General features: G+C 60.7%; 14 protein-coding genes. All 14 read left to right on the forward strand.

Annotated elements, in window-relative coordinates; genetic code table 11:
* The first annotated feature begins 59 nt into the window (after positions 1-59).
* The 14 genes from CZ345_RS06515 (at position 60) to CZ345_RS06585 (ending at position 16075) form a co-directional block, all read left to right on the forward strand.
* Entirely contained in the window at positions 60-602 is a 543-nt protein-coding gene (locus CZ345_RS06515) for a deoxycytidylate deaminase (RefSeq protein ID WP_083717322.1), read from the forward strand.
* Complete coding sequence (ribD, locus tag CZ345_RS06520; RefSeq protein ID WP_077072370.1) at positions 599-1729, forward strand: bifunctional diaminohydroxyphosphoribosylaminopyrimidine deaminase/5-amino-6-(5-phosphoribosylamino)uracil reductase RibD; 1131 nt, start codon at positions 599-601, stop codon at positions 1727-1729. The genes CZ345_RS06515 and ribD overlap by 4 nt, the downstream gene beginning before the upstream one ends.
* Positions 1730-1732: 3 nt before the next feature.
* The gene (locus CZ345_RS06525; protein ID WP_077072371.1) at positions 1733-2401 is read left to right on the forward strand and encodes a riboflavin synthase; all 669 of its coding nucleotides are present in this window, start codon (positions 1733-1735) and stop codon (positions 2399-2401) included.
* A gap of 65 nt (positions 2402-2466) precedes the next feature.
* Positions 2467-3687 carry a bifunctional 3,4-dihydroxy-2-butanone-4-phosphate synthase/GTP cyclohydrolase II gene (locus CZ345_RS06530; protein ID WP_077072372.1) on the forward strand — a complete coding sequence of 407 codons (1221 nt, stop codon included), beginning with the start codon at positions 2467-2469 and terminating at the stop codon, positions 3685-3687.
* A 7-nt stretch (positions 3688-3694) separates the two neighbouring features.
* Positions 3695-4165 (forward strand): 6,7-dimethyl-8-ribityllumazine synthase, encoded by a 471-nt coding sequence (gene ribH / locus CZ345_RS06535; RefSeq protein ID WP_077072373.1) that lies wholly within the window; start codon positions 3695-3697, stop codon positions 4163-4165.
* Entirely contained in the window at positions 4165-4626 is a 462-nt protein-coding gene (nusB, locus tag CZ345_RS06540; RefSeq protein WP_077072374.1) for a transcription antitermination factor NusB, read from the forward strand. Before ribH ends, nusB begins: the two co-directional genes overlap by 1 nt.
* Positions 4627-4690: 64 nt before the next feature.
* Positions 4691-7195 carry a leucine--tRNA ligase gene (gene leuS / locus CZ345_RS06545; RefSeq protein ID WP_077072375.1) on the forward strand — a complete coding sequence of 835 codons (2505 nt, stop codon included), beginning with the start codon at positions 4691-4693 and terminating at the stop codon, positions 7193-7195.
* Between the two features lie 392 nt (positions 7196-7587).
* A complete protein-coding gene (locus CZ345_RS06550; protein WP_077072376.1) occupies positions 7588-8118 on the forward strand; it encodes a hypothetical protein in 531 nt (176 codons plus the stop codon).
* A gap of 89 nt (positions 8119-8207) precedes the next feature.
* Entirely contained in the window at positions 8208-9194 is a 987-nt protein-coding gene (gene holA / locus CZ345_RS06555; protein ID WP_077072377.1) for a DNA polymerase III subunit delta, read from the forward strand.
* Between the two features lie 6 nt (positions 9195-9200).
* Positions 9201-9908 carry a JAB domain-containing protein gene (locus tag CZ345_RS06560; protein ID WP_077072378.1) on the forward strand — a complete coding sequence of 236 codons (708 nt, stop codon included), beginning with the start codon at positions 9201-9203 and terminating at the stop codon, positions 9906-9908.
* A gap of 28 nt (positions 9909-9936) precedes the next feature.
* Positions 9937-12429, forward strand: a complete 2493-nt coding sequence (lon, locus tag CZ345_RS06565; RefSeq protein ID WP_077072379.1) for an endopeptidase La — start codon at positions 9937-9939, stop codon at positions 12427-12429.
* Positions 12430-12626: 197 nt separating this feature from the next.
* Positions 12627-13085 (forward strand): IS200/IS605 family transposase, encoded by a 459-nt coding sequence (tnpA, locus tag CZ345_RS06575; protein ID WP_077072381.1) that lies wholly within the window; start codon positions 12627-12629, stop codon positions 13083-13085.
* Positions 13086-13521: 436 nt separating this feature from the next.
* A complete protein-coding gene (locus CZ345_RS06580) occupies positions 13522-14916 on the forward strand; it encodes an MFS transporter (RefSeq protein ID WP_077072382.1) in 1395 nt (464 codons plus the stop codon).
* Positions 14917-15100: 184 nt separating this feature from the next.
* Positions 15101-16075 carry a hypothetical protein gene (locus CZ345_RS06585; protein ID WP_077072383.1) on the forward strand — a complete coding sequence of 325 codons (975 nt, stop codon included), beginning with the start codon at positions 15101-15103 and terminating at the stop codon, positions 16073-16075.
* Positions 16076-16148: the final 73 nt, after the last annotated feature.

A 16148-nucleotide genomic window follows, 5' to 3' on the forward strand; every position in this document is an offset into this window, starting at 1 on the left:
GCCCTTTTCCTTGCTTGCAAACGGTGATACGTTCCCGGAATGAAACGGGAGGATGTATGATGCAAGGCAGCAGGGCCAGCTGGCCCAGATATTTCATGGACATAGCCTACCTTGTGGCGGAGCGCTCCACCTGTCTTCGCCGGAAGGTGGGAGCCGTGGCCGTGCTGGACAGGCGCATTCTGGCCACAGGATACAACGGGGCGCCTTCCGGCGTGCCGCACTGCCTTGAGGTCGGCTGTCTGCGCGCGACGCTGGGCATTCCCTCCGGTCAGCGCCACGAGATATGCCGGGGCATCCATGCCGAGCAGAACGTCATCATACAGGCCGCGGTGCACGGCATTTCCCTGCGCGGCGCGGAACTGTACTGCACCACCTATCCCTGCTTCATCTGTTCCAAGATGCTGATCAACTGCGGGGTGCGGCGGATATGGATTTCCGAGAACTATCCCGACGAACTTTCAAAGTCCATGCTCGCGGAAGCGGGGGTGGAGGTGATACACCTGCCGCACGGCGCCGACGGCCCGGAAGGTGTGGAAAACGGCGTTCCGGCCGAGGCCGCGCGGGCCGTGCCGGAAGGCGAAAAGGAAGGAGGCAGGGCATGAACCGGCACGAACCATTCATGAGGGCGGCCCTGGAGCTGGCCGAAAGAGGGCGCTGGAGCACTGCTCCCAACCCTGTGGTGGGTGCGGTTCTGGTGCGCGACGGCAATATTGTGGCCGAAGGCTGGCACGCGGTTTGCGGCGAGGGGCACGCCGAGGTGAACTGCCTGCGCGACGCGCGGGAGAAGGGCGTCGATCCTTCCTCGTGCACGCTGTATGTCACGCTGGAACCCTGCAACCATCAGGGAAAGACGCCCCCCTGCACGAAGGCCATTCTGGAGGCGGGCATTCCCCATGTGGTGGTCGGCATGGCCGACGTGAACGCCCAGGCTTCCGGCGGAGCGGAATTTCTGCGCGAACACGGAGTGCAGGTGGAGATGGGCGTTTTGGAGAAGGAGTGCCGCGATCTTGTGGCCGACTTCATCATCTGGCAGACCACGCGCAGGCCCTACGTCATTCTCAAAATGGCCTCCACGCTCGACGGCCGCATTGCGACGCGGGCGGGGCGGTCTCAGCGTATTTCCAACCGCGCCTCTCATGAAGAGGTGATGCGCCTGCGCGAGAACATCGCGCGGGCGGGCGGCGCCGTTCTTGTGGGCGGCAACACGTTTCTTCTGGACAATCCCCGTCTTACGGCAAGAACGCAGAGCGCCACGCGCCAGCCTCTGGCGGCGGTGATGACTTCGCGCCTGCCGGGTGCCGATACCTCCTGTCATCTTCTGGACGAGCGCCCCGGCGACTGCGTGTTCTTCAGCACGGCGGCGCAGGCGGCCTCTCCCGCGGCAGTATCCCTGCGCAACCGGGGCGCGCGCGTGTACGGGGTGGACAGCGCGGCCGGCAGGCATACGCTGGATGCGGAAGAAGTGCTCAACACCCTGAGAGAGCAGGAACACTGCCTGTATGTGCTCTGCGAAGGCGGCGGCAGGCTGGCGCTTTCCCTGCTGGAGCAGGGCCTTGTGGACGAATTCCATCTGCATCTGGCCCCTTCCATTCTCGGGGATGCGGACGCAACGCCCGTGTTTTCCGGCCGCACGGCGGACGATATGGAGGACGCGCTGCGTATGCGCGTGATGCGTACGTCCGTACTGGACGGCGACATTCATCTTTATTTTCGTGCGGACAGGGGCTGATCTATGTTTACGGGGCTTATCGAGGGGCAGGGCCGCATCGAGAGCATGGAAAAGAGGGGAGGGGACGTACTCTTCCGCTTTCATCCGCTTTTCGCGTGGGATTCTCCCGAAATCGGCGAATCCGTGGCCTGTAACGGCGTATGCCTTACCATGGAAACCTGGATTCCCTCCGGGCCTGCGTTCACGGCCTTTGCTTCGGCGGAGACGCTCTCCTGTTCCAATCTCGGGGGGCTTGCCGTGGGGGGCCTTGTGAACATGGAACGCGCCATGGCCATGGGCGAACGCTTCGGCGGCCATATCGTGAGCGGACATGTGGATACCGTGGCCCGTGTGGAAAGCGTGCGTCCCGTGGGGGATTCCCGACGCATACGCCTCGTCTTCGACGAAGCGTGGAGCCTTCAGATCGTGCCCAAGGGGTCGGTGACGCTGGACGGCATAAGTCTCACCGTGAATGAGTGCGGTCCGGGATTTCTGGAAGTGAACATCATTCCCGAAACCTGGCGCGTGACCACGGTGGCGTCGTGGAAGTCCGGCTCGGCGGTGAACCTGGAAACGGATGTCATCGGCAAGTATGTGAAGCATCTCATGCAGCCGTATGGGGGGAGCCGCGGAAGCGCTCCCGAAGAACGCGTGACCATGGATTTCCTGCGCCGCAACGGTTTCGGTTTTTAGCGCGTCCGGCTGCGGCGTCGTCCGTACCTTGCCGGTTCACCTTCACCCGTTCCTAAGGATAACGTATGCCTCTGTGCAGTGTGGAGACGGCCCTTGACGATCTGAAAAAGGGCAGAATGATCATTCTTGTGGATGATGAGGACAGGGAGAACGAAGGCGACCTTGTGGTCGCTGCGGAGTTCGTCACGCCGGAAATCATCAATTTCATGTCGCGGCAGGGGCGCGGACTCATCTGCCTTTCCCTTTCCGCCGCGCGTGCCGACGCGCTGGAACTTCCGCTCATGACGCGGCGCAACGGTTCCCGGTTCGGTACGAATTTCACCGTATCCATCGATGCCCGCCGCGGGGAGGCTCCCGCCATTTCTGCGGAAGGCCGCGCGCATACCGTGCGTACGGCCGTTGCCGACGGCGCCGTGCCTGCCGATCTCGTGTCGCCGGGCTGCATGTTCCCCCTGCGTGCGAGGCCCGGAGGGCTGCTGACCCGTGCCGGGCAGACGGAGGGCAGCGTCGATCTCTGCCGCATGGCGGGGCTCAAGGATGCCGCCGTGATCTGCGAGATCATGAAGGAAGACGGCACCATGGCCCGTATGCCCGACCTTGAGAAGTTCGCGGCCGAGCATGACCTGCATATTGCCGCCAACAGGGACATCATCCGCTGGCGGCTGGAACACGGGGAAGTGGCCGTGAAGCGTGCCGCCGAGGCGGCCATGCCCACGAAGTACGGGAATTTCCGCATCATCGCCTACGAGAATTCCGTGGACGGACGCACCCATGTGGCGCTGGTGAAGGGCGATGTGACCACGCCTGAGCCCGTGCTCGTGCGCGTGCACAGCGAATGCCTCACCGGCGACGTGTTCGGTTCCATGCGCTGCGACTGCGGCGGACAGCTTGCCGCAGCGCTTATGCAGATAGAGAAGGAAGGGCGGGGCGTTCTTCTGTACATGCGGCAGGAAGGGCGCGGCATAGGCCTTGCGAACAAGATCAAGGCCTACGCGCTTCAGGAACAGGGGCTGGACACGGTGGAGGCCAATATTCGTCTTGGCTTCCGGCCCGATTTGCGCGATTATGGCGTCGGCGCGCAGATTCTGGTGGATCTGGGCATACGCAAGCTGCGCCTGCTGACCAACAATCCCACCAAAATCGTGGGACTGGAAGGCTACGGTCTGGACATTGTGGAGCGTGTGCCCATAGAACAGGAACCCGGCCGCTACAACGAAAGCTATCTGCTGACGAAGAAAGAAAAAATGGGCCACCTGCTCCGGCGGGTATGCCCCAAGACAGAGTGAGGAAACCATGTATTCCGTCAAGACCATAGAAGGACAGCTCAACGCACAGGGCCTGAAGATCGCCATTGTGGCGTCGCGTTTCAACGACTTCATCGTCCAGCATCTGGTGGAGGGCGCCATTGACTACCTGACCCGTCATGGTGCCTCCCAGGAAGACATCACCGTCGTCCGCGTGCCCGGGGCCTATGAACTGCCCATCGTGTGCAAGAAGCTGGCCGCCTTTTCCCAGTACAACGGCATCATCGCCCTCGGCGCGGTGATCCGCGGAAGCACCCCTCATTTCGACTATGTCTGCGCCGAAGCCTCCAAGGGCATCGCCCAGGTTTCCCTGCAGTCCGGTCTGCCCGTGGGCTTCGGCCTTCTGACCTGCGACACTCTGGAGCAGGCCATTGAACGCGCCGGCGCGCATGTGGGCAACAAGGGTGCGGAAACCGCTGCCGCCGTTGTGGAAACCATCCGCGTCATGGAGCAGATCTGATGTCCGCGAAAGAACCTTCCCGCCGCGCGCACCGTCTTCTGGCCTTTCAGGCTCTGTACGGTCAGGAATTTCAGGAATGCGCTTCCGTGGAAAAGCTCAAGGCCGCCTTCCTTGCGGTGCCCCGTCAGGACGAGGCCCTCGAACAGGAGGGAGAACCCTCCGGCTTTGCCTGGGAGCTGGTGTACGGCGTATGGCAGCACCGCGACGAACTGGACGCCATCATTGAAAAGTTCGCCCGCAACTGGAGGCTCGACCGCGTCGGCCGCGTGGAACTGAATCTTCTGCGTCTCGGCGTGTACGAAATGCTTTACCGTGCCGACGTGCCTTCCCGGGTTTCCATGAACGAAGCTCTGGAGCTGGACAAGCAGTACGGCGACGCCCGTTCCCACACCTTTGTCAACGGCATACTCGATGCGGTGAGCAAGGCCGTGGACAAGGGGGAACTCACCATTCGCAACTGACGGGTCTCATACCCGGAATGATTTATTGAAAGCGGGCGCAGGCCCGGAGATTCAAGGAACAGAAATGGCACTCTCGTCTCGTTACGATCCTCATGCGCTGGAAGAAAAATGGCAGAAGATCTGGGCTGAAAAAGGCTCGTTCGACTGCGAGGTCGATCCTTCCCGTCCCAAGTATTTTCTGATGGAAATGTTCCCGTATCCGTCGGGCAACATCCACATGGGCCATGTCCGCAACTACTCCATAGGCGACGTCATGGCCCGCTTCCGCCGTATGCAGGGATACAATGTCCTGCATCCCATCGGCTGGGACGCCTTCGGTCTTCCCGCGGAAAACGCCGCCATCAAGCACGGCACGCACCCCGCGAAGTGGACGTATTCCAATATCGACAACATGCGCGTCCAGCTCCAGCGTATGGGCTATTCCTACGACTGGCGCAGGGAAGTGGCGACCTGCCGCCCGGAATATTACCGCTGGGAACAGGAATTCTTCCTGAAGTGTCTGGAAAAGGGCCTCGTCTACCGCAAGAAGGCTCCGCAGAACTGGTGCCCGAGCTGCCACACCGTGCTGGCCAACGAACAGGTGGTGGACGGCCGCTGCTGGCGCTGCGACTCCGTGGTGGAACAGAAGGACCTGACGCAGTGGTTCTTCCGCATCACCGCCTATGCCGACGAGCTGCTCGCCGACCTTGAAAAGCTGGAAAAGGGCTGGCCTTCCCGCGTGCTCACCATGCAGCACAACTGGATAGGCCGTTCCACCGGTGCGGAAATCGTGTTCCCGCTGGAAGGCCGCGAAGGCGAGATCAAGGTGTTCTCCACCCGCGCCGATACCGTGTTCGGCGTCACCTTCATGACGCTGGCTCCTGAACATCCGCTGGTGGAATCCCTCATCGCCGGTCGTGAGAACGAGGCCGAGATCCGCGCCTTCATCGAACGTACCCGCAACATGGACCGCCTGGACCGTCAGTCGGAAACGCTGGAAAAGGACGGCGTGTTCACGGGCGCGTACTGCCTGAACCCTTTCACCGGTCACCGTATTCCCATCTGGCTCGGCAACTTCGTGCTGGCCGACTACGGCACCGGCGCGGTCATGGCCGTGCCTGCGCACGATCAGCGCGACTTCGACTTCGCGCACAAGTTCGGCATCGACATCAAGGTCGTGGTGAGCCCCGAAGGGCAGGAGCTTGTTCCCTCCGAAATGACGGAAGCCTTCGTGGATGCGGGCGTTCTGGTGAATTCCGGTGAATTTACCGGTATGCCCAACGAAGAAGGCAGGGCCGCCATCATCAGCAAGCTTGAGGAAATGGGCAAGGGCCGCGCCACGGTGAACTACCGCCTGCGCGACTGGAACATTTCCCGTCAGCGCTACTGGGGTGCTCCCATTCCCGTGGTGTACTGCGAAAAGTGCGGCGTGCAGCCCGTGAAGATCGAAGATCTGCCCGTGCGCCTGCCCCTGGACGTGAAGACCTGCGAGGACGGCCGTTCTCCTCTGCCCGACACGCCTTCCTTCGTGGAAACGGTATGCCCCTGCTGCGGAGGCCCCGCCCGCCGCGAGACGGATACCATGGATACCTTCGTGGAATCCTCCTGGTACTTCGCCCGCTACACCTCCGCCCGCAAGGACGACGCGCCCTTCGATATGGAGGCGCTCAGGTACTGGATGCCCGTGGATCAGTACATCGGCGGCGTGGAACATGCCATTCTGCATCTTCTCTACTCGCGTTTCTTCACCAAGATGCTGCGCGACTTCGGCTATTTCCCCGCCGATATGGACGAACCCTTCAAGAATCTGCTCACGCAGGGCATGGTGCTGCTCGGCGGCAGCAAGATGTCCAAGTCCAAGGGCAACATCGTCGACCCCGACGCCATGGTGAAGAAGTACGGCGCGGATACGGTGCGTCTGTTCTGCCTGTTCGCCGCTCCGCCGGAACGCGACTTCGACTGGAGCGACAGCGGCATTGAAGGTTCCTACCGCTTCGTGAGCAGAGTGTGGCGCATGTTTGCCGAAATGCAGTCCGTGCTGAAGCCCGTGCTTCCCTGTTCCGACCTGACTCCCGCCGCGAGCGACGCCATTCGCGCTCTGCGCCTGAGCGAGCACGCCACGGTGAAGAAGGTGGGCGAGGACATTGCGGAACGCAATCAGTTCAATACCGCCATCGCCGCCATCATGGAGCTGGTGAATGCGGTGAACCAGTACCGCGAGGAACTTTCCGCCACGGAAGAAGGCCGCAATGCGCTGTCCTCCGCCATGGCCACGGTGCTTGCCATGCTCTTCCCCTTCACTCCGCACATGTGCGAGGAAGTCTGGCAGGAACTGGGACATGCCGACGCGCTGGACGACGTGAGCTGGCCTGCCTGGAGCGAGGAAGCCCTGAAGCGCGACGTGGTGACCGTGGTGGTGCAGGTGAACGGCAAGCTGCGCGGCAAGGTGGAAGTACCTGCCGGTTCCTCCCGTGAGGAGCTGGAAAAGGCCGCGCTCGCCGAGCGTTCCATCCAGAATCACATCGCCGGAAAGACGGTGCGCAAGGTCGTCGTGGTGCCCGGCAAGCTGGTCAACATCGTGGCCGGATAAACAGTCTGTGCGGGCCTTCCCTTCTTCGCCGGGGGGAAGGCCCGTCATCCCGCCCTCAGTCCTGCGGGCGGACTCGCCCGGTACGTCCCGCCGGATGTCGGGGCGTTGTTTCGTTTTCGGAAGAATCCGTGCGATAAGGCGCGCCGGCAGAAGTCCCGTTCCGCCTGTTCTGCGGAGAAGGCCGGACCTCGCAGAAAAAGCAGTGCTCCGGGCGTGGCTTTTCCCCGGCGTTCGTGTCCGGTGAAGGGGCGGAAGAAAAACAATATTTCCCGCAGCGGCCCGCTGCGGACCGGCGGCCTGCCGTGCGGAAGTCTCCGTTCCGGCGAGCGACGGATGTGTTATTTGCGGAAATGTTCCCCGCCTGCGGGGAGGGGAATCATGAGGGAATGTCGATGAAAGGACCCAGGGTAACGTGGAAAGGACTGGCGGCTGTCGTCTGCTGCCTCGGCCTTTTTGCCGGCGGCTGCGGCTATGAGCTGGATGGTTATTCCTCCGGCAGTTCGCGCGCCGTGAGCGTGCTCGGCGACGGAAACCAGACGCTCAGGATAGACAAGGTGGAGCAGGTCACCATGTACCCCTGGGTTCAGTATTATCTGCGCGGTCTCACGCGCGACGAAGTGAACCTGCGCCGTCTTGCCCGCTGGGTGGACAGTGGAAACGCCGATTATCTTCTCACCATCACCATGCCCGGCTTCCGTGTGCGTTCCTCCATATCCAACAGCGTGGACAACACCCTGCTCAGCGATACCGAAGTGCAGCTGGAACTTATTGTCCGCAGCGGCAAATCGGGGACGGTGGTATGGCGTTCCGGCGTGGTTTCCTATTTCGACAGGTTCGAGACCGTGGATGAGGCAAGCGCCATACGCGACGGCCTGAAGGAGGCCCTGCGCCGCGCGCTTGACCGTATGCAGCAGAAATTCTGATCCTTCTGCCGGCCGGATTCTCCTTTTTTCTGCCTTCGGGGAGAAAAGGGGAGAGGTACGGGTACGGAACAAACGCTTCAGAGGCATTTATGGACAGGCCCGGTTTCTTTTTCTGCATCTGCCCCGACGCTGCGCTGCTGCGCGAGTATGTGGAGGGGGAGCTTGTCGCCTCCTGCAGGGGAGACATGCCCGGTGTGCAGGTCTTCTGGTCGGATGAGGGACTGGACCGCCGTTTCTGGGACAAGCTGACCCTGATCGGCATGGACGGCCGTGCCCGCGTGCTTGTGGTCCGCGGTGCGGAACAGCTTCCGGCCGAAACGTGGAAGCGTCTTTCCGCGGCTCTGGGCACGCCGCGTTCCGGCGTGCTGCCCGTATTCTGCCTGGAAGGAGCGTGGGAAAAAGGGCAGCCCAAACTTCCGGCCCATATCGCCAAACTCAAGTGTCTGGCCTTTGCCGACAAAAAGCAGTGGGTATGGCGTTCGGCAGGCATAGAGGCGCGGGCCCTCGGCCGCTATGTGCAGAAACAGGCTTCCGCCATGGGCCTGAGCATGACGCCGGAAGCGGTGAATACCCTTTCGGAAATGCTTATTCCCGATGCCTTTGCCGTTCACAACGCGCTGGAGCAGCTTTTTCTGGCTTCTCCCGACGGCGCCGTGGACGTGGATCTTGTACGGCAGATGACGGAATTCACGCCGGAAGCCGTCATTTTCGACATCATCCGTCAGCTTGAAGCGGGCAATGCCCGTTCCGTATGGAAGACGCTTCTGCAGGCGGGCGACGGCGGAGAGTCCCTGCTTTTTCCCCTGCTCACCCTTATGGCGCGCGAGGCCCGCATTCTGTGGCAGATGAATGCCGGGGAAAAGGTGTTCGTGCCCCAGTATGTGGAAAATGAGAAGCGCCGTCTTGCCGCCCGTGTCGGTTTCGAGGGGCTTTCCCGCATTTTTTCCTCGCTGCGGAAGGCGGAATTCTCCGTGAAGAGCGGTGCGCGGCAGCCGCTGCAGGCCATGGAGGAACTGGTGGCCGATCTTTCCCTGACTTTTGCCGCTTCCCGAGAAGAAGCGCCCCGTATGCGCTGACCCGCCATGAAAAAGGACGATTCCCTTTCCGAGTCGGCTCTTCGTTCCGGGCACAGGAAGCGCCTTCGCGAACGCTTTCTTGCCGAACCTTCCGCGCTGCCCGACTATGAGCTGCTGGAACTGGCTCTGGGCTGCGTGTACCTTCGCCGCGACAATAAAATTCTTGCCAAGCGTCTTCTGCAGCGCTTCGACGGTTTCGGCGCGCTGCTCCGGGCTTCGGCGGACGAGCTGGCCCAGGTGGAAGGCTGCGGTCCCGCCGTTGATAGTTTTCTTGCCGTCCTGCGGGAAATCATTGCCCGCGCTTCCCAAAGCAACGTACAAAGAAAAAGACCCGTGACGCTGCCCGATCTTGTCGAAATGGGCAGGCTGCGTCTCGGCCATTGCGTTGTTGAAGAAGTATGGATCGCGCTTCTGGACAAACAGAACAGGCTGCTTATGTTTAAAAAGATCCGTCACGGTTCGCTCAACCATGTGGCTCTGGAACCGCTGGAAGTGGTGGAGCTCATGGTCAGGCACCATGCAAGCAGCATTGTTCTCATGCATAACCATCCCGGCGGGGCATACATGCCTTCGCAGGAGGATAAGGCGCTGACCGGGCGTATAGCCCTGGCGCTCCGGCATCTGGGCCTGTTGCTGCACGATCATGTGATCATCACTTCCGAGGCGTCCTACAGCATGATGCAGGACCGCCGGATCGAAGTGCCGAAAAGATAGGTACGGGAACTGCCCGAACGAGGATAGCATGAGCGATACGCAAAAGACGCTTTCCGCAGTGCCGGAAGACGACAAGAACAATATGCTGGAACAACAAGAGGAAGATTCCCCCGCGAAGGCCCGCGACAACGGGCATGACGGCGGCGGAGAAGAGCGGGACGGAAACGCCTCCGGCGAGACCGACGACCAGGCTCCCGCCATTCCCTCCGTATTGCCCGTACTGCCCCTGCGCGACAGCGTGGTGTTCAATTCCATGATCGTGCCTCTGTTTGAAGGCCGTGAAAAGGCCATGGACACCGTGGAATTCGCCCTGAACGGAAACAGGTATCTTCTGCTCTGCACCCAGCGCGAAGGCTCCACCGACGAACCCGGCCCGGAAGATCTGTATTCCGTGGGTTCCGTGGTCATGATTCTGCGCATGATCAAGATGAACGACGGGCAGGTCAAACTGCTGGTGCAGGGCCTTACGCGCGCCCATGTGGAGGAGTTCGACAGCGACGGCCCCATACTCCTGGCCCGCGTGCGCCTGCTGGAAGAGACGCAGAGCGAGGTTTCCGATGTGGAGCTTGAGGCCATGCTGCGTTCCGCAAGGGAGCAGAGCGACAGAATACTGCATCTGCGCGGGCTTCCTTCCGGCGAAATCATGAATGTTCTCAACTCCGTGCATGAGCCGGGCCGTCTGGCCGACATCATTGCCGCCAATATGCGACTGCGCATTGAGGAGGCTCAGGCTCTTCTGGAATGTCTCGATCCCGTGGAGCGCCTGCGCCGGGTGAACGAGCACCTTCTGCGCGAGGTGGAGGTCGCCACCATGCAGGCGCGCATCCAGAGCATGGCGCGCGAGGGCATGGACAAGGCGCAGAGAGATTATTTCCTGCGCGAGCAGCTCAAGGCGATTCATAAGGAACTCGGCGACGGCGGCGATGAGGAGGACGAGAACGAAGCCCTGAAAAAGGCGCTGGACAAGGCCGGCCTTCCGCCCGAAGCCCGGCGTGAGGCCGACAAGCAGCTGCGCCGTCTCGCCTCCATGCACGGCGATTCCGCAGAAGCCACCGTGGTGCGCACCTACCTTGATCTGCTGGCGGAACTGCCGTGGAAGAAGATGTCCCGCGACCGGCTCGACATCGTGAAGGCTGCCGCCATTCTCGATGAAGATCATTTCGGCCTTGAAAAGGTCAAGGACAGGATTCTTGAATTCTTGAGCGTGCGCAAGCTGAACCCCGATTCCAAGGGGCCTGTGCTGTGTTTCGTGGGGCCTCCTGGCGTGGGCAAGACATCTCTCGGGCGTTCCATCGCCCGTGCGCTCGGCCGCAAGTTCCAGCGTATTTCCCTGGGCGGTATGCGCGACGAAGCGGAAATACGCGGGCACCGGCGTACCTACATCGGCGCCATGCCCGGGCGCATCATTCAGGCCATACGGCAGGCGGGCACGCGCAATCCCGTCATCGTGCTGGATGAAATCGACAAACTCGGCAACGACTTCCGGGGCGATCCTTCTTCCGCGCTTCTGGAAACGCTGGACCCGGAACAGAATTCCCATTTCAGCGATCATTATCTGAATCTGGAATTCGACCTTTCCAAGGTGCTCTTTCTGTGTACGGCCAATCAGCTCGACACCATTCCTCCGGCACTGCTGGACCGGCTGGAGATCATTTCCCTTTCCGGCTATACGGAGCAGGAAAAGCTCTCCATCGCCCGCAGCTATCTCATACGGAGACAGGTGGCGGAAAACGGCCTGAAGGAAGGGGACGTGGTGTTCCGGGACAATGCCCTGGCCCGCGTGATCCGCGGATATACGCGTGAAGCCGGTCTGCGCGCTCTGGAGCGCCAGATAGGCGCCATCTGCCGCAAGCTTGCACGGCGCAAGGCGGAAGGGGAGAAGCCCCCGTTTACCGTGACGCCCGCGCTGGTGGGGAAACTTCTGGGCGCGCCGCGTTTCCTTGACGAGGAAAAGGAAACGGAGCTTCTGCCCGGAGTGGCTCTGGGCCTTGCCTGGACTCAGGCCGGAGGCGAAGTGCTCCATGTCGAGGTGAGCACCATGCAGGGCAAGGGGGCGCTGCTGCTTACCGGGCAGCTCGGCGATGTGATGAAGGAAAGCGCGCAGGCCGCCGTGACCTACGCCCGTTCCCATGCGGAAGAGCTGGGCATCGATCCCGAGTTTTCCCAGAAACTGGACATTCATATCCATGTGCCTGCAGGCGCTACGCCCAAGGACGGGCCTTCCGCCGGTGTGACGCTGGTTTCCGCCCTGGTTTCCGCGCTTACCGGAAGATCCGTGCGCGGCGATACCTGCATGACCGGGGAAATCACGCTGCGAGGCAGGGTGCTGCCCGTGGGCGGCATCAAGGAAAAAATACTCGGTGCGGTGGCCAGAGGTCTGAAGAGGGCCGTCATTCCTGCACAGAATGCCAAGGATCTGGAAGAGATTCCGGCGGACCTGAGGCGCAGGATGGAAATCCATACCGTGGATACCATTGATGAGCTGCTCGGACTGGTGATGGAAGAGAAAAAGACCGCATGACGATTGCGGGAATGCTTTGATGAAGAGGAGGGAGGATTTTTCCTCCCTTCTTTTTTGGTTAAAAGAAAACCCCCAGCTAGGCTGGGGGTTCCCGAAAACTTATAGTTATGGGTATGTGATAAACACTCCTTTTGATTTGCCAAGCAGGAGGTGCGGTCTGGCAATTGCGCCCACAAGCAAATCAAAAGGAGGTCACAATGGGTGACACAAAGAAGTTAGCGCATACGCAATGGAACTGTAAATATCACATAGTCTTTGCACCAAAATATCGCCGACAGGTTTTCTATGGAGAGAAGAAAAGGGCCATAGGAGAAATATTGCGGAAATTATGTGAGTGGAAGGGAGTGAGCATAGTAGAAGCAGAATGTTGTCCCGACCATATCCATATGTTGCTAGAGATACCGCCCAAGATGAGTGTATCGGCGTTTGTCGGATATTTGAAAGGAAAGAGCAGCCTGATGATATATGAGCAGTTCGGTGAGCTGAAGTTCAAATATCGTAATCGGGAGTTCTGGTGCCGTGGTTACTATGTCGACACGGTAGGTAAGAATAAGGCAAAGATAGCTGAGTACATCAGGCATCAACTGGCCGAGGATAAACACGGAGATCATCTGAGCATCCCATACGCCGGAAGCCCGTTTACGGGCCGCCGGTAACAGAAATGCAGATGTCAGACCGTACATGCGCCTGCCAGGGCGCGGCTGGTAAGAAAGCCTTACAGGCGCACAAGAGGAACCACCGGCTATGCCGGTGGGACCCCATTTATGTCGCGTTCGTGGGGCTGCGGCACTGCCCTTGCGCAAAACGGCCGGGAAACGGGAACGGGCATTTGCCGATGCCGGTGTGAGAGGCTTTTCAAAAGAAGGGGATGCCCGCCGGAGCAGGGCAGGTTCCGTCGCCCGGAAGGATTGCAGGCTTTTCATGCGATCCGGCCGGTCGGGAGGAGCAGGCTGAGGGAATGCTTCCGTCGGGGGCTGAAATGAGCCGGAAGCTTGGGCGTCGGATATGATATTGAGAGCTGTTTCACGAAGTTCCGGCGAAATCTTTCCAGCCGCCGTCGTTTGGCATAGGGTGGAGGGAAGGAGTCAGACCATGTTCGATATTCAGCAGAATCCTTCGTCGTTGCATTTAAAAAGTGTCATTGCCGCCCTCTGGACGGGAAATCTGTTCGCCCCCTTTCTCATGAGCGGCGTGGCCGCCATGCTGCCTTCCATAGGCGAGTCGCTGGGAGCTTCGGCCGTTGCGCTTTCTCTCGTGATGGTGTGCTATAATCTCGGCCAGTCCATTTCCCACATGTTGAGCGGCAGGGTTGCCGACATGTTCGGCGTCAAGCGTACGCTGCTTGTGGGAGTGGGGTGTTTCTGTCTGTTCTGCGCCTGCATGGGGCTTGCCCCCGCCATGGGGGTGCTTGTTCCCCTGCGTTTTGCCCAGGGTGTGGCCGCCGCAACCATTTCCTGCGCCGTCACCACGCTGAGTGTGACGCTGGCCCCCGCGAATATCCGGGGGCAGGTGATCAGCATCGTGGTATCGGCGGTGTACCTGGGGCTGGCCATAGGGCCTCTGGCCTGCGGCGGACTTTCGGAACTTTTCGGCTGGCGTCTGGTGTTCTTCATCATCGCTTCGCTCAGTCTGGTGGAGTGGACGCTATTGCGATACGTCATTCCCGAAATGCCCAGAGAAGGGGCGCGCCGTTCCTTCGACGTGAAAAGTGCAGCTCTCGGCGCAGGCGGGCTTTTCTGTGTGACCATGGGGGCGACCTGTTCCTTTCTGCACCCTGCGGTGGTCGCGCTGCTGCCCGCAGGGCTGTGCCTCATGGCCGTTTTCGTACGGAGAGAATGGACGGCGGCCGATCCCATGCTCGATTTGAAGCTGCTGGCCAAGGTCCCCGGCCTGCCCGACGGCATGGCGGCCGTGTTCATCAACTACGGTTCCTTCATGGGGCTTTCCCTCTTCTTTTCCCTGTATCTTCAGCAGATTCTGGGCCTCAACGCCTTTCATGCAGGCATGGTGCTCATGGTGCAGAGCCTGTGCCAGACCGTGTTTTCTCCGCTGGCCGGAAGGCTGGCCGACAAATATCACCCCGGCATTGTATCCACGGCGGGCATGGCGGGGTGCGGCGTGAGCATCCTGAGCCTCATGCTGCTCGGCGAACACAGTCCCGTATGGCAGGTGGTGGTCAGTCAGGCGGTGCTTGGCGTGGGGGCGGCCTTTTTTGCGGCCCCCAACATGGCGGCCACGCTGGGCAACGTGCCCAGAGAGGAAATGTCGGTGGCTTCCGGTCTGCTCGGCTGCCTCCGCACCATGGGGGGGCTGATGAGCCATATCATCATGTCCTGCACCATAGGTCTGTTCATGGGCGATACCGCCGTGACGCTGGAAAGCGCAGGTCTGTTTCTTCATGCCATGCGTTACGCGCTGCTGCTTTTCGGCTCCCTCAACATTCTGGGGGTGATTCTCAGTCTGCGCGCCCTGCGTCATCACCGGTAAGGGACTTTTCGCCGGAAACGATTGCGTGTACCATACGTCTTCGCCGGAATGCAGGCGTAGAAAGAAGGCGACATGCGGCCGTCTTCAGCGCCCCGGCCAAGACGGGACGCTTTACGGCCAAAAGTCCGTATCCTTTCCTGCAGCATACCGTTTCAAAGCCATCCCTTGAAGAGAAGGAGAGATCATGGCCATATCGGGCAAGTTTTTCGGAGGCCGCAGACACAGCAGCACGACGGCGAAACAGCCTCTGATCAGAAACAACACCTCCAGCGATTCCGCTCCCGACAACGAAGGGCCTTCCTCGGCCTTCATGGGCAGGCATTTCGAGGGACTCGGCGATGTATGGTCTGCTTTTTTCCCGGGGGGAAGCAGGGAATATGTGGGTATGCTGCAGGGGCTGTTTGAAAAAAGTACGGCCCGGGGACCGGTCATGCACAGAAAGGACGGTTCCAGCGTGCTGCTTCTCGCTTCTCCTTCGTCGGGGGGCATCAGCATTCATTCCCACATCGTCATGGGGCAGGGCAAGGGCAAGGCGGACTTCGTGGGCGGATATCCGGCTTTCGAAGGGCTTCCCGTGGAGTCCCGCATAGAGCAGGCGCATATATGGTCCAACGGTATTTCCGGTGTGGTGGCCGCGCGCGACACGCGCCTTCAGACTCCGCTGGCTTTTTTCCTTTCCGGTTTCTTTCAGCATGTTCCGCAGTTGCAGTTCGGGGCGAAGGCCGTGTTCCATGTGGCTGCGCTGGCCTTTTCCCTGCGTAAGGCGGAAAGGGAGGAAGTGGAGCTCGTGCCGGGAACGGCGGCCTGCGATGCCGCGCTGAAGGTCTTTCTCCGTGCGCACCCCGAGAAGAAGGCTGGCGATTTTCATCCCGAGGAGCTGTCGTTCCACGGCAAGGGCGCCATGCTGCCTACGGAAGTGGTGGGGGTCTGGGCGTTTCAGGGGCCGGTCCTCGCCATGGAGGAAGTGGAGTTCCTGGGGAGACGTTTTCTTCGGCTGCTTACGCTCTTCGCAGGGGCCGGCGAGCGTTCCGTGCAGGGATATGTTTATGCGGCGGAACATACGCTGAAAGGCTATGTCCCGCAGATCGGCGACGATCTGGTCGGCGTTTTGTGGCTTCAGGGTTCCATGGAAAATTATCCGGGAGAGGAAAACGGATAGCCCCCGGAGGGGGAATTTCTGACGGGCGTTTTCCGTGCAGGCGGGGCGTTCAGGCCGGTTCCGGGCATTCCGG

Origin of the sequence: Mailhella massiliensis, from assembly GCF_900155525.1 — a bacterium.
Lineage (GTDB): Bacteria > Desulfobacterota > Desulfovibrionia > Desulfovibrionales > Desulfovibrionaceae > Mailhella > Mailhella massiliensis.